Source organism: Sporolactobacillus sp. STSJ-5 (assembly GCF_024385605.1).
Classification (GTDB): domain Bacteria; phylum Bacillota; class Bacilli; order Bacillales; family Sporolactobacillaceae; genus Sporolactobacillus.
In genome coordinates this window covers 137,681-160,130 of the sequence record NZ_JANFOJ010000005.1, presented here as the reverse complement: position 1 = coordinate 160,130, position 22,450 = coordinate 137,681, and the positions used below count along the sequence as shown (strand labels likewise).

Here is a 22,450-nt window from a genome sequence, read left to right as displayed (position 1 = left end):
TTGTATGGGAAATTCAAGTTAAGGGCAAGGTTGCAGAATGCAAGACAATTGATTGACGAATGAGGTGTAACGAATGGATATTTTGAGTCATCTGGATTTTGCCACAGCCATCAAAGAACTGACACCGGAATTATGGCAAGGGCTTTTAATTGCTCTTGAAGCAACAGTAGGCGGATTCTTGCTGGCTGTTATTCTAAGTGTACTCATTGCAGTGGGCCGTTTATCGGACTCAAAAGTACTAAAGGGCATATTGGTTGTTATTTTGGAAATTGTCAGGGGGACGCCGCTCCTTGTTCAGCTTGTGTATATGTTTTATGTTGTGCCCCTGCTTATCTCTTTAGTTGCTCAATTTTTCATGCCGGATTATCAATTTCAGCTCAATCCGCTTTTCGCCGGAATACTTGGATTAGGAATCAATTACGGCTGTTACTTATCTGAAGTGGTGCGTGCCGCGATTCTGTCGATTGACAAGGGACAGACAGAAGCGGCGCTTGCGCTGGGCTATACGCAGCGTCAGGCCTTGTGGTCTATTGTGATTCCACAAGCAACACGACAGGCGATTCCTGTATTTGGTAACTATCTGATTATGATGATTAAAGATACATCGCTGCTTGCGTTTATCACGGTCAACGAATTATTGCTGCGCACACAAGCCTATGCGTCACAGACCTTTTTAACGATTGAGTCCTATACGATTCTCGCAGTTGCTTACCTGATTCTCAGTTTGCCGTTGTCTCAAGTCGTGCGGCTGTTAGAAAAGAGGTTATCGAAACATGCCTAAACCAATGATCGAAGTGAATCAGCTTCATAAATCGTTTGGCAGTCTGGAAATTTTAAAAGGGATTGACCTGGATGTTCATCAAGGTGAAATTGTCGTGATTATCGGACCTTCGGGCTCAGGAAAATCAACGCTGCTTCGCTGTTTGAATTGCTTGGAGCTCCCAACATCAGGAACAGTCAAAGTTGAAGGGGAGAATTTTGCAGACAAGTCCGGCCGCTATAATGAGAAACGCGTTGCTAAGCTTCGCACAGAAATCGGCATGGTATTTCAAAGCTTTAACCTTTTCCCAATGATGACTGCAGTTGAGAATGTGATGGCGGCACAAGTGAAAATAAGAAGAAAATCAAAGGAAGAGGCAAGGAAGACTGCAGAGAACTATTTGAAAAAAGTGGGTCTTGCCGAACGAATGGACCACTATCCAAGTCAGCTATCCGGCGGACAAAAGCAACGCGTTGCTATTGCTCGCGCATTAGCGATGGAACCGCATATTATGCTGTTTGATGAAGCAACATCTGCCCTGGATCCCGAATTAGTCGGTGAAGTGCTTAAAGTCATTCGCGAACTCGCGGATGAAGGCATGACCATGGTACTTGTTACGCATGAAATGCGTTTTGCCGAAGAAATCGGAGATCGTATTATTTTCATGGATAAAGGTGCCGTTGTCGAAGAAGGAAAACCGAGCGATCTCTTTAACGCGCCGAAGCATGAGCGCACCAAGCTCTTTATCAATCAAGTACTGCACCCTGAAGCGGAAAAAGTATAAGAGAATTTTCGAAAAGTCCGGGAAAAAGGTAGTGAGGTGCTTCTGCTAACAAGAAGGATCTTCAACTAATAACCTCACGTCCTGTGAGCAACGTTGAAGTCACAGCACCTGCGGAGGTTCTGAGCAAGCATCATGTGAGGTGATTGAGACTGAGCGGGAATTCGATAAATAATGAGAACTCTAAAAAACTATATGAGAACTCTAAAAAATACTTAGTAAATGGTGTTGCCAGCAGCTTTCACAAAGCGGGTTTTCAAGATTTTCCAATCTGTTTTGATCATGGAAAAGGCGCTCATCTTTATGATGTTGACGGCAATGAGTACATCGATTATGTGGCGGGAATGGGTCCTTTGATTCTAGGCTACAGTCCGGATGCGGTGAATCTGGCTGTGGCCAAGCAGATGGCAAAGGGGACGCAGTTCTGCTCACCTTCTGCCGATTTGAACCGACTTGCGGAAAAGCTGACCGAGATTATCCCTTGTGCTGAGCGTGTCGTTTTTCAAAATACAGGCACAGAAGCGAATATGTTCGCGTTCCGATTGGCGAGGGCATTCACCGGAAAATCAAAGATCATTAAGTTTGAAGGACAGTACCATGGATGGTCTGATGAAGAACTGATCAGCACGGATGCCCGTTCCGTTGATGAGTTGGGACCAAGAGAGCAGCCGAAGAAAAATCGGGAAGTATTGGGACAGTTAGCCGATGCATCCGATCAAATCATCATTCTGCCGTGGAATGATTTAACGGCAATCAAGCATGTGATTGAAAAGCATCGTGATGAAATTGCCGCAATCATTACCGAGCCTTATATGTGCGATTCCGGTCCGATTTTTCCGAATGAAGGCTATCTTGAAGGGTTACGAACACTAGCGACAGAAAACAAAATTTTGCTCATTTTTGATGAAGTGATCACAGGCTTCAGAATGTCTTTAGGCGGCGCACAAGACTATTTCGGGGTAACGCCTGATATAGCCGTGTTTGCCAAGGCTGTGTCAGGAGGTCTTCCTTTATCGATTGTTGCAGGAAAAGGTCGCGTCATGGATTGTGGAATCCGTACTTTTGGCACGTTTAATGGTAATGCACTCTCTGTTGCTGCTGCCTTGGCGACTATTGATCAATTGCAGTGTGACGATGTCTATGAACGGTTTGATAACATAGGTCAGCAGTTAACAGAAGGCCTCAGAGTACTGGGCGATCGCTTTGGTATTCCTCTTTATTGCCGTCATGACGGAGCTATTTGCATGCTTTTGCTTGGGGTTGATCAGCCTGTGGATGATTTCAGAGATTATTTGAAGTTCGCCGATATCGAGCTTTATAATCGTCTGGTTGCCCGTTCGCTTGAGCTTGGCATTCGACTTACGCCGAACCGTGGAAGAATTTATCTGTCAACCCAACATACAGAAGCGGATATTCAAAAGACGCTGCAAATCTTTGAAACCATATTCTCGGAATTTTAATAGACAGGGTATGCAAAAGTAGCGGAGTGATGGGCTCCGCTTTTGTAATGCAAAAAAAACAGGTTGCGAACGGAAAAATGTACTGCATGATCACTTCCGCTTTACTGGTTCAATTGATATTCGGATATTTTCCGGAATAAGGTGGCGCGGCCAATGCCAAGAAGGGCTGCGGCGTCTTCTTTTTTCTTGCCCTCGTTTTTTACTTTAATAAGCGCTTTTTTTATAGTTTCTCGCTCCATTACACGCAAATTGAAAATCTCATTTGTTTGCTTTGTGCGGAGCCGGTATTTTTCAAGCAAATAATCAGGAAAATGATCTACGTGAATGACTGGTTCATCAGATACATTGAACGCGTATTCGATTGCGTTTGAGAGTTCTTGAATATTTCCCGGCCAGTCGTAGCTGGAGACAATATTTTGAATCTCGCGAGCAAAAGTTTTCCGAATGGTTTTCGTTTTTAAATTCAACAGACTTAGGAAGTAGTCGGCGAGCATCACAATGTCGTCCTTGCGCTGGCGGAGCGGCGGCATATAGAGCGGCACGACACCAATTTTATAATATAAATCTTGACGGAATCGTCCGTTCTGCACAAGCTCCATTAAATTTTTGTTTGTTGCGCTGATGAGACGGACATTGACCTTGAACGGCTGACCATCGCGCTCAATCAGCTTATCACTGAGAAATTTGGTTAAAAGCAGCTGAGTGGATTGTCCGATGCGGTCGATTTCATCAAGAACCAACGTGCCGCCGTCCAATTTTTCCAGATAACCTGGCTGCGATGCATGGGTTTGATCACCGAATAACAGACAATTTAAGTCATATTCCGAATAATAGGACGCATTAACCTTTCGAAAAAGTTCATCGGGTCTATTCGCTGAGAAATGAACATAATGTGCGGCAAAGGTTTTGCCTGTACCATCTTCACCGTTAAACAGGATCGGAATAGTTTCGTCTTTAATTTTGGAGAGAACCTGTTTTATATTTTGAATGGCGGGCGAGGAGCCGATTAGTCCGCCCGTTTGGTTTTGCTTGTCAATGGTTATATGGGTGGCCATCTGAGTGATGTGATCGGGATCTTCTATTAGAATAACTTCCGCTTCATCTTTTTCCTGAGCATCAATTTGATGTACTGAGATGAAAAATTTCTTTCGATAGGAGCCGAGGTTGATCCAAAGGATTGCCCCGTCTGTTCCGATTTTTTGATGCCCTGAAAATTGTGTGATCAAGCCTGGGCTCGGCTCCTCCTCATCGCGCAGCTGCAGCATTTTGCGTGCGGTGCTGCTTATGAATTCACAGGCCCCTTTATTGAGCATTAAGAGCCCCATATCAATGCAATTAATGAGTGTCGAGATCTTCTTTTCCGCGATCAGCTGCTGTCTGAAGATGATATTTTCGTTCACTTTGGTCGCGATCACGTCAGACATTTTTTTGAGAAAATAGACATTAGCATCTTGATCACCGAATAATTTTTCACGTTGTTCCGGGCTAAAAGCGATCAGTCCGATGACGCCGATGACTTGTTCATTAATTTTAATTGGGGTACAAATTTCCCCATACTCTGCGCAGTTGCCGACATGGGGACAAAGTGCACAGATCTCGTTGAAGCCCGGACGGTCAATGATTATCGTCCGGCCGCTCTCGACGCATTGCCGGTAGACGGCATCTTCTCCACTCATTTCCTGCCATATTTTCTGTTTGATCAATCCGGTTCCCGCAATACGAAATAAATTTGCGTCGGCGACCTCGACCTCGATTTTCAAGACAGCCGAGATCGCCATGACGATTTGCTGAATGGTAGACTGAACTTCGCGCAATTCAACATACATTGAGGAAAACCTCCATAAAGTATCAAATCGATATTATAATCTCAATTTGATACTTTATATTATTTTGACGATTTAAAAATAGGAACAAATAAAAGTGATTTATAGTGTATTTACCCGAAGTATTAATATTTTTACCATATCAAACCTTGTTTTGATCGACAATTATTATGTCAGATATAATGACATATTTAATCTATTTTATTTTTATAAAGGTATCAATTCGATACTTGAATAGACAGACAATTAAATTTATAGTCAAATTAAGCTTTATAAAGCGCTCATGAGCAGACAGCAAAGATTAGATTTACCAAATGATGCTGGTTAATTGTTGCGATTGTTCTGGAGTGATCAGTGAAGGAGGAATTTAGTTCCTTGAGTGATGTGTTAAAGACAGAAAAAAACAGAAGGCAATGGAGTCATGTGGATTCGTCAGATGTTCAGGAGTTCTCCGAGGCGAAAATTGATACGGTATTATCTTTTCAAAGGACACATGACCGCTACGCTGAAACGCCTTTAAGAAGTCTCGATGCGCTTGCCGGTGAATTGGGTGTTTCCAAAGTATATGTCAAGGATGAATCGTATCGTTTCGGGCTCAATGCGTTTAAGGTCATGGGCGGGATATACGCCATTGCGAATTGCTTGGCAGAAAAGTTGAAACTGCCAATCGAGGATCTTTCGTTTGAGATGCTGAAGGATAAGAAGGTGAAAGAGCAGCTTGGTGATCTAACCTTCATATCCGCAACGGATGGGAATCACGGTCGCGGAATCGCATGGGTAGCGCACGAATTGGGTTTGAAGTCGGTGATTCGGATGCCTAAGGGGTCGTCGCTAAAAAGACTGGAAGCCATTCAGGCAGAAGGCGCAGACGTGGAAATCAGTGATGTGAATTATGATGAAACAGTGCGGATTTGCGATCAAATGGCGCGCGAAAATGGGTATCTAATGATCCAGGATACCTCATGGCCGGGGTATGAGAAAATTCCGCTTTGGATTATGCAAGGATACGCGGCCATCGCCATGGAGATATTGGATCAATTGCCGGAGCCACCGACGCATATTCTTCTGCAGGCCGGTGTCGGCTCCTATGCCGGCGGGATTGCCGGGTATTTTCTCCACAAATATCCCGAAGCGCCGCCAAAAATTATTCTCGTCGAACCGAATCAGGCAGATTGCTACTTCAAGTCGTTTGAAAATGAAGACGGGGCGATGCAGTCAGTCGGTGGAGAGATGGCGACGATTATGGCCGGGCTCGCCTGCGGTGAACCGAATCAAGCTGCGTATGAATTTTTATGCAAATATGCTTACGGCGCGATTTCATGCTCTGACGAGGTGACGGCACTCGGTATGCGGATTTATGGAAATCCAATGAAGGGTGACGCTCAAGTGATTTCCGGTGAATCCGGAGCAGTGACCATGGGTGCGCTTTACCTGCTTTGTTCAGAAGCGGCGTTGGTGTCAAGTAAAAAAGAACTTGCCATCGATCGTTCCTCTCGTGTATTGCTGATCAGCACGGAAGGGGATACGGATGCGGAGTCCTACCGGAACATTGTTTGGAAGGGCGAATACCCGAATCTGTTAGGGAAGTTGAGGGATGAGCTCAATGTGTGACCAAAAGGAACAAGTGGTTGAGTTATGTAAGGCGTTGATCGGTGCGCAAAGCTATTCAGGTGCGGAGGATCAAGCGGCTAGCGTCATCACTGAATTTGGTAAAGGCGACGAATTCGATGAAGTATCCGTTGACGCCTTAGGAAATGTTGCGCTTGTTATCAACGGCGCGTTGAACGGTCCGACACTGATGCTTGATGGTCACATTGATACCGTACCAGTAAATAAAGAGCACTGGGAAACTGATCCTTTTTCTCCAGTGGAAAAGGACGGCAGACTGTACGGCCGCGGCAGTTCCGATATGAAGGGTTCGGTCAGTGCGATGATTGTGGCTGCTAAACAATTCGCGCGTGAGACCGGGAAGAACTTTCCGGGACGCGTCATTATTTCCTGCAGCGTCCATGAGGAAACATTCGAAGGCGTTGCAACGCGATCGGTCAGCAATAAATTCAATCCCGATCTGGTTGTGATTGGCGAGGCAACAGGATTGAACCTGAATCGTGGTCAGCGTGGACGTGCAGAAGTTGTTGTGGAAACAACAGGTGTATCGGTTCATTCCGCCAATCCTGAGAAAGGGGTGAACGCCGCTCTGCAAATGATGAAGCTGCTCGCAGAAATCGAGAAGCTTCCGGCACCTGAAGATCCATTTATGGGAAAAGGCATTCTGGTACTGACTGATATTATCTCATCCCCTTATCCGGGAAAATCAGTGCTTCCGGCATCGTGTCGGGCGACTTTTGACCGACGCACACTGGTCAATGAAACAAAGGAATCCGTCCTGCAGCCGATTCAGCAAGTGATCGAACAACTAAAAAAAGATGATCCGACCTTTAGGGCTAAAGTCTACTACTCGAAAGGAACCGATAAGTGTTATACAGGAGCCGCCATCGAGGCTGAACGCTTTTTCCCGGCTTGGATGTACGATGAAGATGCTGATTTTGTTGAAAAGCCATTGCAAGCATTGCGCGAAATCGGTATTCCTGCGCAGCTGTCTCATTATTCATTTTGCACGAACGGCAGCCATTTTGCCGGGGAGGCGGGCATTCCGACGATCGGCTTCGGACCTTCACGAGAAAATTTGGCACACACAGATAACGAATACATTGAATTGAATCAACTTATTCAGGCAGTCGAAGGCTTTGCGGCGATCATGCGCGCGCTGCTGATTGAAAAATGAAGAAAGAAGATGACTGATTTGCATGATCTATTAATCAGAACGGACGGATTATTGACGGTACTGGGCTGAATTAATCATTAATATTAAAGAGAGAATTTCCGCAAACGACTTAAAAACTGCGTGAAAATACTCTCTTTTTGTTAAGTTCGAATATTGGTTGAATAAATTATTGTAAAACTATTATTCAAACGGATAGACAATGCCCCATTTTTTACGGATCTCACTCATCAGCTCCATCACATCCGTCGTCAATTGAAGGGTCGTATCTTCTTTTTCTCCATTTACTACGGAATTCATATAGTCATATTCATAAACCATGGCGTCATCTGTATTTCCGGCTGTTACAACCTCTGTTGAAAAATCGGGATAAGTAATTGTCGCTGATTGTGCGCGTGGAAAGGTATCTACAGTTATATAGGCTTTTTCACCAGTAATGATTCCTCTTTTTGGAAGTTTTGCGAACAGAGTCAAAATAACTGAAGCCATTTCATCCTCAGAATTTCGTAGAATAATTTCGGATTGTTCGTCGACACCGGTTTTAAATCGTTTAGCGGTTGTTAAAATTTCATCGGGTTGTTTGTTAAGGAAAAAGCGTGTAAAGGATAAAGCATATACGCCAATATCAAGAAGGGCACCACCCGCCAATTCTTCGCTCAAAAAGCGACTGTTGCTATCAGGAACTCTAAGGCTGCCAAATGATACTTGGATCATTCTTAATTTGCCGATTTTTCCGTTTGCTATGAGATTGTTCAATTTTTCATAAAGGGGCATATGATAAATGGTCATTGCCTCAATGACAAAAAGCTGCTTTTCTTTGGCAAGGTGAATCACGTGATTAAGCTGCTCACTATTTACGGTAATTGATTTTTCACAGAGGATATGTTTTCCGTATTCAAGGCATTTAATCATGAGTTCATAGTGATTAGAATGTGGTGTCGCGATGTAGACAACATTAATCTTAGGATTACTTAATAATTCGTCATAAGATCGGTATGCATTTTCCACGTGATGATCATTAGCAAACTTTTGGGCGCGTTCAAATTGCCTGGATGCGACTGCGAAAACAGGACGTCCTGATTGATGGAGTGTATCGGCAAATTCAGATGCAATGGTACCTGTTCCTAAAATCGCCCAATTTAAAGTATTCATCATTATTTTCCTCCCAAGTTCTGTTTTTTTTAAAGAATAAATCGAAAGTTGAAAAAAGATTAAGGTGGCAGGAGAAGTCTCAAGCCACCATAAATTATATAAAATCAATCAACATTCTTTATGAAGAGGAACAATGCCCAACTTATCGAAAATCAATGCCTTTTCTGCAATATATGCGTTGTATTCGATTCTCTCAAGCATGTCATAGGCTTTATGAAGTGTTTTATCTGTGATTAGAATCCCATGACTATTAAGAAGGCAGGCTTTCGGAACGACATCATCTCCAAGGGATTTGATGTGTTCACGCACAAGATCTGCAAGTTCAACCGTTGTTGCCGGACGGTAATCAAGAGTTGGGATCTTACCCAGCTTTTGCGTTGCCTCTGTAAGGTTAGGCAACTCAATTCCTAATGTCGCGAAGAATAGTGAATCTCTAGGATGTGCATGGATCACGCAACCGATTTTCTTATTCTGTTTATAACAAGCCATATGCATGTTGATTTCTCTAGTCAGTTTTCCATCACCCTCAATGATTTCTTCATCCATGTTGACGACAAGAATATCATAGGGGTTAAGGTTGCACAGCTTTTGCTGAGACATTAATGTTGGCGTCATGATGATATGGTCATCATCTATTCGGACGCTGACATTTCCACCTGCAGCATTTGTTTCAAAACGATCAAACATTGTTTTAACAACGGTACATAAATCTTTTCTTTCAGACTCATATAACATGAGATCCCCTCCGAAAACATTATTTAATCTTCTCAAATGTCACTTGTTCTCTTAGCAGACGCGCTTCTTCAGGAATAAATCCGGAACTTGTAGGCTGCATCGCTTTTGAAGCACTTACGGAAGTTGCGAAAGTTAACATATCTTCGACAGAATAATTTTTATAGAGCGCGTAAACAATTCCTCCGACAAAAGCGTCGCCACAGCCGGTATCATTTACAGTTTTTACTTTGGGCGGAATAGCGTGATAGATCGAACCGTTATGAAACAACAGAGAGCCTTTCTTGCCAAGTGAAACAATGATATAATCTATTTTAGAGAAATAAGATTTTTCCATCACTTCAATTGTGTCCTCAATTGAGGTGATATTTTTTTGGGTTAGTTCACCAAATTCGTATTGATTTGGTTTAATTAAAGTCGGCGATATTTCAATCGCTTTTTTTAGATAATCGCCGGAAGCATCGATGATGAGTCGTACGCCGGTTTCCTTTACTTTTTTTAATATCGAACCGTATTCATCTGGACTCATTAATCGTGATGGATTTCCGGCAAATACCACAATATCGTCCGGTACCAGCCTACCGGTGAGGTCAGATGTAAATCGCTCAAGTTCATCAGACGTTATTGACGGTCCTTTTTGAGTAATCATAAAGCTGCCTAAATCTGTTGCATCCATAATGACGTAATTCTGACGAACGGCGCGATTTGGCAGAACAAAGAATTCTGGGCTGACTTTTCGATCAATTAGTAATGAATACAATTCTTCTTTGCCATTTTCACCGATAAAACCTGTTGATATATTTGGTGTATCAAGACAAGAGAGTACGACGGAAACATGTGTCCCCTTACCGCCAATGTCATTATAACTTTCGGATATATGGTTGTTTTTTCCGCGAGTTAATTCATCATTGACATGGATGATGCGATCAATGGCTGGGTTAAGTGTTACTGAATAGATCACCTTTTTACACCTTCCTTTCTCTGCGCGTACTTTTGACGAATCTCCGCAACTTTTTGATCGTATTTTTTGAAAAGCAAGTCATAGGCACAATACCGGACAAGCAGTCCAATAATTAAAGCAACGACCCACATCATCAAATCACTGGTGATGAAACCAAGCAGCAGCAGGAGGAATCCAAGGAAAACCATGAAAATCCAAAATGCTTTTGCCAATTTCCCCGCCTTCATGATTCAAAACCTTCAGCTTTTGCTTCATCGTGATACCGCTTCGCATTTTCCTTCTTTCGACCAAAGTAGAAATAGACGAACAGTGCGATCCAAACAACTGCTAAGAGAATTCCCCACCATTTTCCGGCCATTGCTTCGGAAAAAGCGAACTTAAATTCACCGTTTTCCATCGTACTCCAGGTAAGCATGCTGCCAGCAGGTACTTTAACCGCATGAGTTTCTTGTGCCAGTCGTGTCATATATGGTGCGAAGAATGTTGCTAGGTATAAGAACACCGGGGTTGTAATGACTCCGTAGACAACCATCCGGAGCAAATTTCCACGAGCAAGCAATACAACTGCTACGACAATCGACAGATTGATGATTCCACCGAATGGGAGCACCTTATTCCCCGGAAGAATTACGGCAAATAACAGTTCAACTGGGATAAGCAAAATAGCAGTTACCCAAAGTTCATTTCTTCCGGCTAAAATTGGCCAATCAAGTCCAATTAGAATTTCTCGATTATTGAAATGTTTTCTCATAAAGTCTGAAATCGCTTCCGAAATAGGTGATAGCGCTTGCATAAATAGTTTAGAAACCATAGGAAAGAGTGTTAACGCCGTCGCAGCTTGAACCGCGAGAATTAAAGATTTGGATACTCCATATCCAGCAACAAGTCCTAGAAGGAATCCAACAATTGCTCCCATGACATGATTTTCTGCAAAAACACCTAATTTTTCTTTTAATGCATCAGCATCCATCTTCTTATTGAACATTGGAATCTTATCCATTAATTGATTAATCGGATAGAGTAGGCTGGCAATGATTGTCATATGGTGTGGTACGGTAACACCAGGAATGCCGGTCAATTCTTCAATTTCTTTTCCCCAAATATCACCGATTTTCAGTTCAATAATGATTTGAATGACAACAACAACGAAACCGAGATAGACATTTCCGGAGATATACGAGACCATAATAGCTGTAAAGGCTTTACCCCAAACGTTCCACATATCGACATTCAGCGTTTTCGTCCATTTCAATGCCAACATGACAATGTTAACGCCAATCGTGATTGGAAAAATGAGAAAAGCAAGAGGCCACGCCCATGTGATTGATGCGCCGGTGGTCCATCCACCGTCAACAGCGGTGAGTGCAATTCCCGTGTTCTTAGCAAATGCTTGAGCTGCGGGACTAATCGAATCAAGCATGAATCCAACAACTAAATTCATTCCAGCAAATGCGACACCGAATATGATTGCTGCACTAATTGCATCTTTGAATTTCATTCGCGCACAGATACCTATGATCAGCATAATAATTGGGACAAATACCGAGGCACCTAAATTGAGTACATATTGAACAACATTAGTTAAAACGTCCATTTCATTCACTTCCTTTTCATAGTTGGTCGTTGTTTTACTTTAATGCTGCAATCAGTTTTTCAACCTCTGCGTCCATTCCCAAACCTGTAAGAAAAGCAATGCCATTTAAAGTTGGAATTCCATATGCTTTCTTTGGTTTTGTAATGGCAACATAGACATCACAGTTCTTAATCAAATGATCAAGCGACTTAATATCTACGGCCTCAACTTCTGCGCTTATCTTTTTTTCGGACAAAATACGTTTTACTTTTGAAGCAACGGTTTGACTGGTTGCGACACCGGAACCACACGCGACAATAACTCGTTTCATTTTGACTACCTCCCAAATTTGTCTTTCAAGTAAGCTTCCATTTGTTGCGAATCATTGATCGTTCTCACATGATCGATAAAAGATTGATCATTAAAGCATGACATAATTTCAGAAAGTAATCCGACCTGGCCTTTTGGATCCTTAATACCGAGCACAAAAACGATTTCCGCATTAACTTGTTGATCCGACATTCCCATATGAGCGAAGCGAACAGGTTTTTTTAGACGAACGACTTGGACAAAGGGTCGGTTAACATAGGTCACATCAGTATGCGGTATCGCAAACTGAATTTTTTCGTTCGCTAAGCCAGTAGGATAAAGAGACTCTCTTTCTGTGAGCGCAGCGCCGTAGGATGCATTGACTAACCTTTTGCTTTGCAGACTTTTAAAAGTTGAATTGAAGAGATCGTTTTGGTCTTGATACTCAGCATTAAGGATAATGAGATCTTTTTGAAATAGATTACTGTAATTCACTGTGTTCACCTCCTTTCAAGCAGATTTAGAATGTCTTTCCTTGATTTACAAGCGACTATTGCTTCAATACGTCCTCTTTCCAAGAAAACATCATTAAGTTTTAATAGCAAAGGTACATGAGCATTTGATTTTTCTGGTACTAAGGCGACCATAAGTTGGAAAGGATCACCTTCCGGATTTGTCACCGCCTGCTTGAAAATAGTGATTTGAAGATCGGCAGATTCTTTTGTTACAGTTGCATGCGGCAGGTAGACTTTTGGACCGATAAGCATCTGTTGATAATTTGAATAAAATATGGATTTACATTTATTAATGTAATCGCTTCCGATATTTCCCCTGCTAATGATGGGATTAAAGGCAGCCTCGACACAGTTATCCCAAGAGACGGAGGAATCAATTACTGAAATATTTTCTTCGGTTAAGCTTATCCGTTCACGATAAATTGGGCGTTTTTCTTCCTCTTTATCAAAAAAGGATTTAAGTGCAAGCTCAGCAAGTTCTCGTTTATCCTCAGGAATGAGATCTTTTATGGCATAAACAATACCTTTAGCCTTTCGCTTTGGGTCTTGACTAAGTAACTTGGAAACAACTTTTCTCAATTGTTTTCGGCTGTCCGGCTCGAGAAAAGGTGGAACAATAATGGTAGTAATACGACTTTTCATTGGAACTGTTGTGAAAATAAAGTCAGGCTCCAGATTCATTTGTTCAAATTGTCGAAAAGAAAATGCACCGATAAATTCAATATCAGGAAACATGTCTTTTAAGTTTTCGAGCAATAACTTTGAAACCGATGTGCCATTAAAGCATAAGACAACGGCTTTATAATAGGCTGAATTATCTTCCTCTGTTTGATACATCCACCCGAGTACAATCATAGAAAGATACACGATTTCTTCATCCGAAAAATCATGTTCCAGAATCGTTCCAAATGATTTTTTTGCCGCATGAGCAACTGCCTTAAAAACGTAATAGTGCTCGTTTATGAACCGTTCAGTCAGAGGATTATTGACACGAAAACCTAAAATATTTCTAAAAATTGCCGGCTGGATATGCAACATAATCTTAGATTTGAAATCCGTCTCTTTCACAAAATCAATGGCTAATTTTTCCTTCAATAGTGCAATGAATTGATTTACCGAACTGTTTATTTCTTCGCTATCTGCAAACTCAAGAGCTGATTCGATTCGATTAGATGAAAGAATGTGTAAGGACAGATATAATAAATCAACATCTTTCAAAAAGGAAAATTCGCTGAACTGTTTTTTGATGATTGGAAATTCTAAGGTGTTTCTAATATCATACTTCTCCACCTTGAAGTTCCAAGGCTTTGGAAAATTTTGCATTCGTTGTAATAAGATCGATAGAATAAAGGGTAAATTTCCAAGTTGTTCGTCAGTAAGACGAATCATTATTTCGTCTTCAATACACTCTAATTTTTGCTTAAACATCGATATTGAGCTTTTATTAATATTAAATCGATCAATCAGACAGGATCTTCCATAAGCTGTTTTTAATAATTCATTTATGAGTTGAACTAAATGATTTCGGATTAAATATTCCGATCCATTGATTTGATAACCATCTTTTCTCGAGTATGTTACGTGAAAATTCAAATTTCTTAGTTCTTCTTTCAAATACTTCATATCCGAAAAAACTGTGTTTTTGCTTACATAAAACAAATCAGATAGTGTTTGCAATGTGTGATGATTGCTATGAACGATTAACTCGAGTTCGATTAAATTTTTTCTGAGATCGACTTCATACTCATTTGAATTTGACGATAAATTGCCAACCAATGATGCATATAACTCATCGACACACTTTTCAGATATTTTCACTTCTCCGTTAACTACTTCAATTGACTCATGAGGAAGCCGCTCACTGATCAAATGAATCCGTTCAAGGACTTTGTTCTTTTCTGTAGATAAATGGTTGGCAATTTCCTCTACGCTTAAGTGCTTTTGAACAAGTATAAGATTTGTAATCTCGCGGTCTAAGATGATCAATTGTTTTCACCTCCTTCACAAAATCAATTATATGTGTAAGACGTCTAAGTTTCATCACAACATATTGAAAACGTTTTCATTAACGATGTGATGTACTCGTGGGAATGTGACTATATACTCTACTTGAATGATAAAGAGGGGAGGAATGGGGAATGAAGAGGATCTACCTGATAAGGCATGGTCAGACATTCTTCAATTTGCTTAATATTGCTCAGGGTTGTGCTGATTCACCACTTACTACAAGAGGCAAAGAAGAAGCGAGCGCGCTAGGGAGAGCTTTGAAGCAAAATAACATAACAATTGACACTGCTTTTACGAGTGACCTTACCAGGGCAAAACACACTGCCAAATTCATTTTGCACAGCGCAGGATTATCCATGAATAATCTTAGTGAGATCGAAGAACTGAGAGAAGTATCCTTTGGTTCATTTGAGGGAATGAATTCCCACTTGATGTGGAATAAAGCGGGAACAGCCGCAAATCTACCCCAGTTTAATTCTGATTATCCGGACTGGCAGAAGATATTTGTATTGGAGGGCTTAAAAAAAATTGACACATTCCATGCCGCTGAAAATTATAGTGATGTAAAAAAGAGAATACATCGTCTTTTAGAGATATTCACATCCACTCCTTCCAATGACATTTTGGCTGTTAGTCATGGATTATTTCTCAGCTGCCTTGTTTATTTTCTTTCAAGCGAACAGATTAAAGTAGACGTTATTCCCAATGCAAGTCTAACTAAAGTTGTGTATGACGGGAAAGCTTTTAACATTGAGTATGTTGGAAAAAGACTTTAAATAGCGAAATAAGTTAGCAGCGCAATGAAATGAAAACGATTACTTTTTTGGATGCAATTAACATCCCCATTTTATCAATTGATGAGAGGAATGATTAACTATGACCGTAGCTTCGAAAAGCATAATAGAGGCAAATTTTGTTAAAGAAATGGCAGAACTGGCATCAATAATGTGGTTGCATGGCTGGGATGAACGTAACGGGGGGAACATTAGTTACATTATTGATGAGGATGAGTTAAGACCTTATCTGAATCCGGATCATGTTAAGAAATCATTACCATTCAACGGATTCGGAGAAGTACCTGAAAACTTGGTTGGAAAAACATTCTTAGTCACTGCCACTGGTAGCTACTTTAAAAATGTGGAAAAACGGCCTAGTGAAGAACTGGGAATTGTTCGGTTGAATGAGCGCGGTGATTCGATTGATGTACTTTGGGGGTTTGAGGCGGGAAGAGGTCCAACAAGTGAATTTCCAACCCATTTGCTTTCACATAGTGTGCGCCTAGCACGGAATCCAAATCATAAGGTGATTCTGCATAATCACGCGACGAATATATCCGCGATGACTTTCGTTCATTCCCTTGATGAGAAAGAGCTGACGCGTACACTATGGGGGATCATCAGCGAATGCCTGATTGTGTTTCCGGATGGTGTCAGTGTTATCCCATGGATGGTGTGCGGAAATCGTGATATTGCTGAAGCAACCGCTGAGAAGATGCGGGATTCGCGAATTGTTCTCTGGCCTCATCACGGTATCCTGGCGTCTGGTGACACTTTTGACGATGCCTATGGTTTAATTGAGACGGTTGAAAAAGCAGCACAGATCTATATGCTTACCTACCGAAATGTTCGTGCTCAAATAACGGACAGTCAATTAAAGGATCTTGCACAGGCATTCAATGTAGTACCCAAAGATGGTATTCTCCATTAAGAAAAAAATAATTAATATAGCAGACAATCAGGGATCAACAGGCATCAACTTTTTATTACGACGAAGCTATGGAATGACGATCAGGGATATGAAGAGACGCTCAGGGCTTTTGATAAGAGCTTGAAGACTCTGGGACTTGACTATTTAGATCTTTATCTTATCCATTGGCCGGTAACCGGGAAATTCAAGTATTCGTGGCGGGCAATGGAGCATCTGTATCAGCAAGGCAAAGTACGAGCGATAGGCGTAAGTAATTTTAATCCGCATCATATTGAGACATTGTTAGAGGATGCCAAAATTCGGCCGGCAATTAATCAATTTGAACTTCATCCGCTCTTGTCACAAGTACCGCTAAGAGCCTATTGCGCTGAGCAGAATATTCAGGTCGAGGGATATTCACCGCTTGGAACGGGGAAGGTACTGACCAATTCGTCAGTAAATGAGATAGCTAAAATGCATGATAAAACTGCGGCACAGGTGATTCTGCGTTGGACTGTGCAGCACGGCATCATCACAATTCCGCGATCAATAAATCCAGAGCATGTGGTCAGCAATGCGAACATTTTTGATTTTGAGTTGTCTGCTTATGAAATGGAGCAGATTGATACGTTGAATGAAGATAAGCGCAATAATAGTGACCCAGAAGATTTTTAACAATATCCATACAGAAACAAGCCTGAACGCGGAATACTCTACGTTCAGGCTTGTTGTTTATCCTTTATATGCGACACAGGAGACTTCCAGTTTTGCTTGCTTTGGCAGGGCAGCTACTTGGATGGCGCAGCGTGCCGGGAGGATTTCTCCAGTGAAGTAATTTGAGTAAATGCCATTTACGGTCGCGAAGTCATTAATGTCAGCAAGATAGACGGTGGCATTCACGACGTTTGAGAAATCGAGGCCGGCTTCATTTAACACGGCCTGCAGGTTGAGAAAAACGCGTTCAGCTTGCGCTTCGATACTGCCTTCGACGATTTCGCCTGTTGCGGGATCAAGAGGAATCTGTCCGGAAGCGAACAGGTAGTCTCCGGCAAGAACGGCTTGTGAATAGGGACCAACAGCTTTTGGTGCAGCATTTGTTGCGATTTGCTTTTTCATTAAATCGAACCTCCAGATGTGTGTGAACGGCTACGCGCGATTGCGGGAGCAATCAAGGACGAAAGCCATAAATTAATAGTCTTTTATTAGTTTACCATAGCGCAGAAGGATACCAATCAACTAATTGTGAAACATGAGAATTTGCCAATCCGATTGTGCTTAGCGGCTTTTTTTCAGCAACCCTTTTCTATTTAAATAGTGAAAGAAACGTACGGATGTAAAAGCTAATAACCCTATGAGAATCGGTGCGACAATATTGTTATGAACAAAGAGATTAATCAGGATCTCAAAGGGGATTACAATTGCCAACACAATGATTAGCGATGTACTTCTTTTCATCAAAAGTAACCTCCAATCATTGATCTCAGGAATGAACAACCTTTTGTTTCATTGTAGTTCCAGTAGTATCTTTGTGCCCCGCATTTTTGGTGCGTGCATCCGCATTTATCATGCGTGATCACGCACTTCCCGTATAATCAGGAACGCGTGCGAATGGCGTAAGCATCCAGAATAATACGTGCCATGACCTGTAGGGGGAGGCGCGAGCGCACTTCGTAATCAGGAAAATAGGATACTTTCGACTTGTAGCCGACGAGCGTCAGTTCGGACAAGGTGTAAAGCGGACTCTCACGATTGGCGGTCAGTGTGATTGTGCTGACTCCGTTTGCCTTGCAGTTCTTCGCTGCCTGTACCAATTCTTCGGTACGTCCATTGAGTGAGATGAAGATAACGAGATCTTTCTTATCTATTCGCTTGCTGATCGTCGTGATGATGTTCGGATCGTCATGCATTTCACAATACTTGCCGGTGAGTTGGAACTTAACGGTCATCTCTTTGGCGATCAGTTCAGAAAAGCCGCGGGCGAACAGTACAATTTTCCGTGAATAAATAATCTTCTGTAACACATCTTCAATCGTGCCGCGATCGAGCATTTGTATCGTCTTAGTGACTTCCTGTTCATTCTTCAGAATCGCTTCTTTAATTTTATTATCGACTTTTTCGATAACAGAAAACTCGGGAGCAAGCCGATGCTCGTCCTTCAAGCGAATCTTGAAGGAAGTAAATCCTTCATAGCCAAGTTTCTTCATTGTACGGACAATTGTTGCCGTCGATACATTCGCATTTTCGCTCAGGCGGACAATCGAAATTTTCGGCATCTCACTCAAATGATCCTGTACATAGCGAAGCAAAAATTTTTCGCTGTCGCTTAATGTGTCGAAATACTGATTAACGCGTTCGAAAAAAGTAAGATCCATCTTAACCTCCAAATTGAAAACCTTTACATTGATTATAGCCTTTTCCGAAAACATTTTCATTGCTAATCATGGCATAATAAAAAAGTAGAGAAGATGCAAGTGAAGGCGAGGGAAAAATCATGATCTACACATGTACGATGAATCCGGCAATTGATCTGTTCACTGAATTTAACAGCTTTGAACCTTATGTAGTCAATCGAAGTGTTTTCGAAGATTATCAGGCAAACGGAAAAACAATCAATATATCATTTATGCTTAAAAAAATGGGGATTGACAGTGTCGCTACCGGGTTTTTAGGTGGATTTACAGGAAAGTATATTGATGATGAACTGAAGCGAACCGGTATCGCAACCGACTTTGTCATGATTGACGGCATTACACGCATTAATACATTTATAAAAGCAGGTGCCAAGGAGTATAAAGCGGTAAATCGCGGACCGGAGATCAGTTTGGCCGCTCAAGCGCAGTTAATTGATAAAATGAGTAAGCTTACTTCAGAAGACATGCTGTTCGTATCAGGCAGCCTACCTAGAGGAGTCGATGATTCGATTCTGAAAAAGATTTCCTTACTGTCAGCGCAAAAGGGATTTCAATTGATCCTGGATGTCAGCTCGAATGCTTTGCTGAGTTGCCTTGAAGATCGGCCCTATTTGATTAAACCGAGTGATGAGGAGCTGGCCGCATGGCTGTCAGTCCATCCTGAGTCTTTTAATGATGAAGCACATCTGATTGAAGCAGCGGAACAGTTACTGAAAAAAGGAGCGCAGCGGATCTTGGTCTCTCGAGGGGATAAGGGAACGATGTACGCAGACGGTGAAAGAGTGCTGTTCACCACAGCTCCTAAGGGTGAAGTAGTCAATACAGCCTGTGCCGGTGACACGCTGCTTGGTACCTTTATTGGTTCCCAAATCAATAATAAGAGCTTGGAAGATGCACTGGTTTACGCAACGGCGGCGGGCTCATCAACGGCGTTTACCGCAGGATTGAGTGATCTAAAAGATGTTCCGGAATTAATGAAACAAATTAACATAACGACTCATTTGAAGGGGGCAAGAGAATCATGACAAAAATAATTGCAGCAACAGGTTGTCCGACAGGAATTGCTCATACGTTCATGGCTAAGAAAGCGCTTGAAGATGCGGCAAAGGCAAAAGGTATTGAGATAAAAGTGGAAACACATGGACAAGCGGGTATTGAAAACGGCTTGACACCAAGGGAGATTGCAGAAGCGGACGGCGTGATTATTGCAGCTGATAAGGATGTTGACGAGGATCGCTTTGCAGGTAAACGTGTGATCAAAGTTTCGGTAACAAAAGGAATTAAAGAACCTGACAAATTAATTGATGAAATTGTAAACGGTTCCGTTCCTTTGTTTAAAAGTGGACAGGCTCCGAGTGGAGGCAATACTGATCTCAGCGTCGAAAAAGAATCACTCGCACACAAGCTATATGTCTATTTGATGAACGGCGTTTCACATATGCTTCCCGTAGTTGTTGCCGGTGGTGTGCTGCTCGCCATATCATTCATGTTCGGCATTAATTCGGCAGATCCAAAAAGCAATGAATACAATGTGTTCGCAGCTAATCTGAACGCGATTGGCAAGGTAGGACTGGGATTGATGGTACCGATTTTATCTGCATACATCGCCCAGGCGATTGGCAAACGATCAGGACTTGTGATTGGATTTATTACCGGTATGATCGCGTTTACGAATGGAACAGGATTCCTTGGCGGTATTGTCAGCGGTTTCTTATCTGGTTATCTGATCCTGCTGCTTGAATCTGGCTTGAAAGGATTGCCGAAACAACTGGACGGTCTGAAATCAATTTTTCTGCTTCCAGTGCTGGGCGGTCTTATCGGTGGATATGCGATGGTCTTATTGTCCTCGCCAATGACAGCCATTAATGAAGGAATGATGCATTTCTTAAGTAATATGCAGAATCAAAGTCCCCTTGTCCTTGGTTTAATTGTCGGCATCATGTGTGCATTTGACATGGGTGGTCCGGTAAACAAGGCAGCTTATGTGACGGGTGTGGCACTGCTTGGTCAAGGAAACTTTTATTTCATGGCTGGTGTCTCTGCTGCCTGCATTGCGCCGCCAATTGCAACCGGTTTCGCAGTTCTGTTCGCTGGAAAATATTTTCAAAAAGAAGAACGCAACGCCGGCTATGTCAACTTTCTGCTCGGCTCCACCCATATTACCGAAGGCGCAATTCCATTTGCGGCGAAGAGTCCGTTTACTGTCATTCCTTCATTGATGGTCGGTTCATCGATTGCTGCGATTCTAACCTATTATATGAAGGTTCAAGTACCGGCACCTCACGGCGGATTTATCGTGCTGCCGATTGTAACCCATCCGCTGCTCTGGGTCTTGGCCATTCTTGCAGGAGCTTTAGTGTCGGGTTACTTAATCGCTATTGATCAGAAACATCGCTTTAACAAAAATTTGAAAGCAACGGAAGCAGATAATGCTGCTCAGGCAGCTGCAGAAAGCAATGAAGCTGCTCCGACACTTGCTCAAGAGACACTCTTGAGCAAAGAGAACATCTATTTTGAAAAAGGTATCCAAACGAAAGATGAGTTGTTCCGATTTATTGCTGAAAAAATGCAGATTAAAGGGAATGTGAGCGACCAAGAACGATTAGTCAAGGCTTTTCAATATCGGGAAAAGCAGAGCTCAACCGGCATGGAAGACGGTTTTGCGATTCCACATGCTCAGTCTGAGACCATTAAAAAGGCGGCGATGCTGGCAGTAAAACTTGAAACTCCGATCACCGACTGGCCAACGTTTGATCAGAAACCGGTAACCTTTGTGATTGCCTTCTTAATCCCACCGAAAGGCAGTGAAGCACACCTGCACTATTTGTCGGATACTGCTCAGAAATTGGTTGATAAACGTATAGTCCATGAGCTGAATACAGCGACAAATGCAGACCAAATCTATGCATTGCTTCATTGAAGAATTGTTTCTTAAAAAACCATCCGACGCCGGATGGTTTTTTTTAGCAAGACTCACCATATTTTGCAATCACGTCCTACTTAAAACATGTAGGAGGTGATCAAGATGGCAACCAGTACAATCACAGAATCGGTCTTTGTGATGAATCTGAATGGCGGCTTAGATGAAAAAGGCGAGCAGATTCTGCTCACCAAATCATTCAGAAACATTAAGCCAGCTGCTTCAGAGAATAGCTTGCTCGCAATCGCACAGAAATTAGCGCCGCTGCAGCAGCACCCGCTCATTTCAGTTGAGCGTAACGACACAGCCGAAATAATCGGCTGATCCTTTACAAATAAATCGAAAGGAGGAGCTAAGGAATGAAGAAACTGAATCTTGTTTTTTTAAATACTGAGGGCAAAAGTGTGACACTCTCATTGAATGATCCGGTTGAACCGGCGGATCCAGTTGCGATTAAGGACGCGATGAATACACTTATCGCAGAGAACGTGTTCCGATCATTGGGCGGTGATCTAACAAGCGTTAAATCGGCACGCATCTCGGAAAACAACACGACGCCAGTTGAACTAGACGTATAA

Annotated in this window: 24 protein-coding genes; 12 read left to right on the top strand and 12 right to left on the bottom strand. The window is 42.2% G+C overall.

Annotation, left to right across the window (positions count from 1 at the left end):
• Nucleotides 1–73: 73 nt before the first annotated feature.
• From NOM01_RS07175 to NOM01_RS07165, 3 genes are all read left to right on the top strand, one after another.
• The gene (locus NOM01_RS07175; protein WP_255747646.1) at nt 74–781 is read left to right on the top strand and encodes an amino acid ABC transporter permease; all 708 of its coding nucleotides are present in this window, start codon (nt 74–76) and stop codon (nt 779–781) included.
• A gap of 4 nt (nt 782–785) precedes the next feature.
• Nucleotides 786–1,544: an amino acid ABC transporter ATP-binding protein gene (locus tag NOM01_RS07170; RefSeq protein WP_255747707.1), complete on the top strand. Its 759-nt coding sequence runs from the start codon at nt 786–788 to the stop codon at nt 1,542–1,544.
• A gap of 143 nt (nt 1,545–1,687) precedes the next feature.
• Nucleotides 1,688–3,001, top strand: a complete 1,314-nt coding sequence (locus tag NOM01_RS07165) for an aspartate aminotransferase family protein (RefSeq protein ID WP_255747644.1) — start codon at nt 1,688–1,690, stop codon at nt 2,999–3,001.
• 101 nt (nt 3,002–3,102) lie between these two features.
• On the opposite strand, the gene NOM01_RS07160 is transcribed toward NOM01_RS07165, so the two are convergent.
• On the bottom strand, nt 3,103–4,827 hold the full coding sequence (locus NOM01_RS07160) for a sigma 54-interacting transcriptional regulator (RefSeq protein WP_255747642.1): 1,725 nt from the start codon (nt 4,825–4,827) through the stop codon (nt 3,103–3,105).
• Nucleotides 4,828–5,208: 381 nt separating this feature from the next.
• Here NOM01_RS07160 and dpaL point away from each other — a divergent pair, with 381 nt between their 5' ends.
• The gene (gene dpaL / locus NOM01_RS07155) at nt 5,209–6,435 is read left to right on the top strand and encodes a diaminopropionate ammonia-lyase (protein ID WP_255747706.1); all 1,227 of its coding nucleotides are present in this window, start codon (nt 5,209–5,211) and stop codon (nt 6,433–6,435) included.
• Nucleotides 6,428–7,609: a YgeY family selenium metabolism-linked hydrolase gene (locus tag NOM01_RS07150; protein WP_255747640.1), complete on the top strand. Its 1,182-nt coding sequence runs from the start codon at nt 6,428–6,430 to the stop codon at nt 7,607–7,609. The genes dpaL and NOM01_RS07150 overlap by 8 nt, the downstream gene beginning before the upstream one ends.
• Nucleotides 7,610–7,789: 180 nt before the next feature.
• Here the strand turns inward: NOM01_RS07150 and NOM01_RS07145 are convergent, their stop codons facing one another.
• From NOM01_RS07145 to NOM01_RS07110, 8 genes are all read right to left on the bottom strand, one after another.
• Nucleotides 7,790–8,758: a Gfo/Idh/MocA family protein gene (locus NOM01_RS07145; RefSeq protein WP_255747705.1), complete on the bottom strand. Its 969-nt coding sequence runs from the start codon at nt 8,756–8,758 to the stop codon at nt 7,790–7,792.
• Between the two features lie 108 nt (nt 8,759–8,866).
• Nucleotides 8,867–9,493 (bottom strand): class II aldolase/adducin family protein, encoded by a 627-nt coding sequence (locus NOM01_RS07140; RefSeq protein WP_255747639.1) that lies wholly within the window; start codon nt 9,491–9,493, stop codon nt 8,867–8,869.
• 19 nt (nt 9,494–9,512) lie between these two features.
• Nucleotides 9,513–10,451, bottom strand: coding sequence for a 1-phosphofructokinase family hexose kinase (locus NOM01_RS07135; RefSeq protein ID WP_255747637.1), 939 nt, complete (start codon nt 10,449–10,451; stop codon nt 9,513–9,515).
• Nucleotides 10,448–10,663 carry a hypothetical protein gene (locus NOM01_RS07130; RefSeq protein WP_255747636.1) on the bottom strand — a complete coding sequence of 72 codons (216 nt, stop codon included), beginning with the start codon at nt 10,661–10,663 and terminating at the stop codon, nt 10,448–10,450. The genes NOM01_RS07135 and NOM01_RS07130 overlap by 4 nt, the downstream gene beginning before the upstream one ends.
• Before the next feature lie 11 nt (nt 10,664–10,674).
• Entirely contained in the window at nt 10,675–12,045 is a 1,371-nt protein-coding gene (locus NOM01_RS07125) for a PTS galactitol transporter subunit IIC (protein WP_255747635.1), read from the bottom strand.
• Nucleotides 12,046–12,079: 34 nt separating this feature from the next.
• A complete protein-coding gene (locus tag NOM01_RS07120; protein WP_255747634.1) occupies nt 12,080–12,355 on the bottom strand; it encodes a PTS sugar transporter subunit IIB in 276 nt (91 codons plus the stop codon).
• A 5-nt stretch (nt 12,356–12,360) separates the two neighbouring features.
• Nucleotides 12,361–12,828 (bottom strand): PTS sugar transporter subunit IIA, encoded by a 468-nt coding sequence (locus tag NOM01_RS07115; protein ID WP_255747633.1) that lies wholly within the window; start codon nt 12,826–12,828, stop codon nt 12,361–12,363.
• A gap of 5 nt (nt 12,829–12,833) precedes the next feature.
• On the bottom strand, nt 12,834–14,834 hold the full coding sequence (locus NOM01_RS07110; RefSeq protein WP_255747632.1) for a BglG family transcription antiterminator: 2,001 nt from the start codon (nt 14,832–14,834) through the stop codon (nt 12,834–12,836).
• Nucleotides 14,835–14,986: 152 nt separating this feature from the next.
• On the opposite strand from NOM01_RS07110, the gene NOM01_RS07105 reads away from it, so the two are divergent.
• The 3 genes from NOM01_RS07105 to NOM01_RS07095 all read left to right on the top strand — a co-directional run bounded on the left by NOM01_RS07105 (nt 14,987) and on the right by NOM01_RS07095 (nt 17,216).
• On the top strand, nt 14,987–15,631 hold the full coding sequence (locus NOM01_RS07105) for a histidine phosphatase family protein (RefSeq protein ID WP_255747631.1): 645 nt from the start codon (nt 14,987–14,989) through the stop codon (nt 15,629–15,631).
• 100 nt (nt 15,632–15,731) lie between these two features.
• Nucleotides 15,732–16,562 (top strand): rhamnulose-1-phosphate aldolase, encoded by an 831-nt coding sequence (gene rhaD / locus NOM01_RS07100; RefSeq protein WP_255747630.1) that lies wholly within the window; start codon nt 15,732–15,734, stop codon nt 16,560–16,562.
• A 33-nt stretch (nt 16,563–16,595) separates the two neighbouring features.
• Nucleotides 16,596–17,216: an aldo/keto reductase gene (locus tag NOM01_RS07095; RefSeq protein WP_255747703.1), complete on the top strand. Its 621-nt coding sequence runs from the start codon at nt 16,596–16,598 to the stop codon at nt 17,214–17,216.
• 57 nt (nt 17,217–17,273) lie between these two features.
• On the opposite strand, the gene NOM01_RS07090 is transcribed toward NOM01_RS07095, so the two are convergent.
• The 3 genes from NOM01_RS07090 to NOM01_RS07080 all read right to left on the bottom strand — a co-directional run bounded on the left by NOM01_RS07090 (nt 17,274) and on the right by NOM01_RS07080 (nt 18,913).
• The gene (locus tag NOM01_RS07090; protein ID WP_255747629.1) at nt 17,274–17,657 is read right to left on the bottom strand and encodes a RidA family protein; all 384 of its coding nucleotides are present in this window, start codon (nt 17,655–17,657) and stop codon (nt 17,274–17,276) included.
• Nucleotides 17,658–17,816: 159 nt separating this feature from the next.
• Entirely contained in the window at nt 17,817–17,996 is a 180-nt protein-coding gene (locus NOM01_RS07085) for a hypothetical protein (RefSeq protein ID WP_255747628.1), read from the bottom strand.
• A gap of 137 nt (nt 17,997–18,133) precedes the next feature.
• Complete coding sequence (locus tag NOM01_RS07080; protein ID WP_255747626.1) at nt 18,134–18,913, bottom strand: MurR/RpiR family transcriptional regulator; 780 nt, start codon at nt 18,911–18,913, stop codon at nt 18,134–18,136.
• Between the two features lie 119 nt (nt 18,914–19,032).
• On the opposite strand from NOM01_RS07080, the gene pfkB reads away from it, so the two are divergent.
• The 4 genes from pfkB (at nt 19,033) to NOM01_RS07060 (ending at nt 22,450) form a co-directional block, all read left to right on the top strand.
• Nucleotides 19,033–19,977, top strand: coding sequence for a 1-phosphofructokinase (gene pfkB / locus NOM01_RS07075; RefSeq protein ID WP_255747624.1), 945 nt, complete (start codon nt 19,033–19,035; stop codon nt 19,975–19,977).
• On the top strand, nt 19,974–21,872 hold the full coding sequence (locus NOM01_RS07070) for a fructose-specific PTS transporter subunit EIIC (protein ID WP_255747623.1): 1,899 nt from the start codon (nt 19,974–19,976) through the stop codon (nt 21,870–21,872). The genes pfkB and NOM01_RS07070 overlap by 4 nt, the downstream gene beginning before the upstream one ends.
• 105 nt (nt 21,873–21,977) lie before the next feature.
• On the top strand, nt 21,978–22,196 hold the full coding sequence (locus NOM01_RS07065) for a DUF1659 domain-containing protein (protein WP_255747621.1): 219 nt from the start codon (nt 21,978–21,980) through the stop codon (nt 22,194–22,196).
• A gap of 35 nt (nt 22,197–22,231) precedes the next feature.
• Entirely contained in the window at nt 22,232–22,450 is a 219-nt protein-coding gene (locus NOM01_RS07060) for a DUF2922 domain-containing protein (protein ID WP_255747619.1), read from the top strand.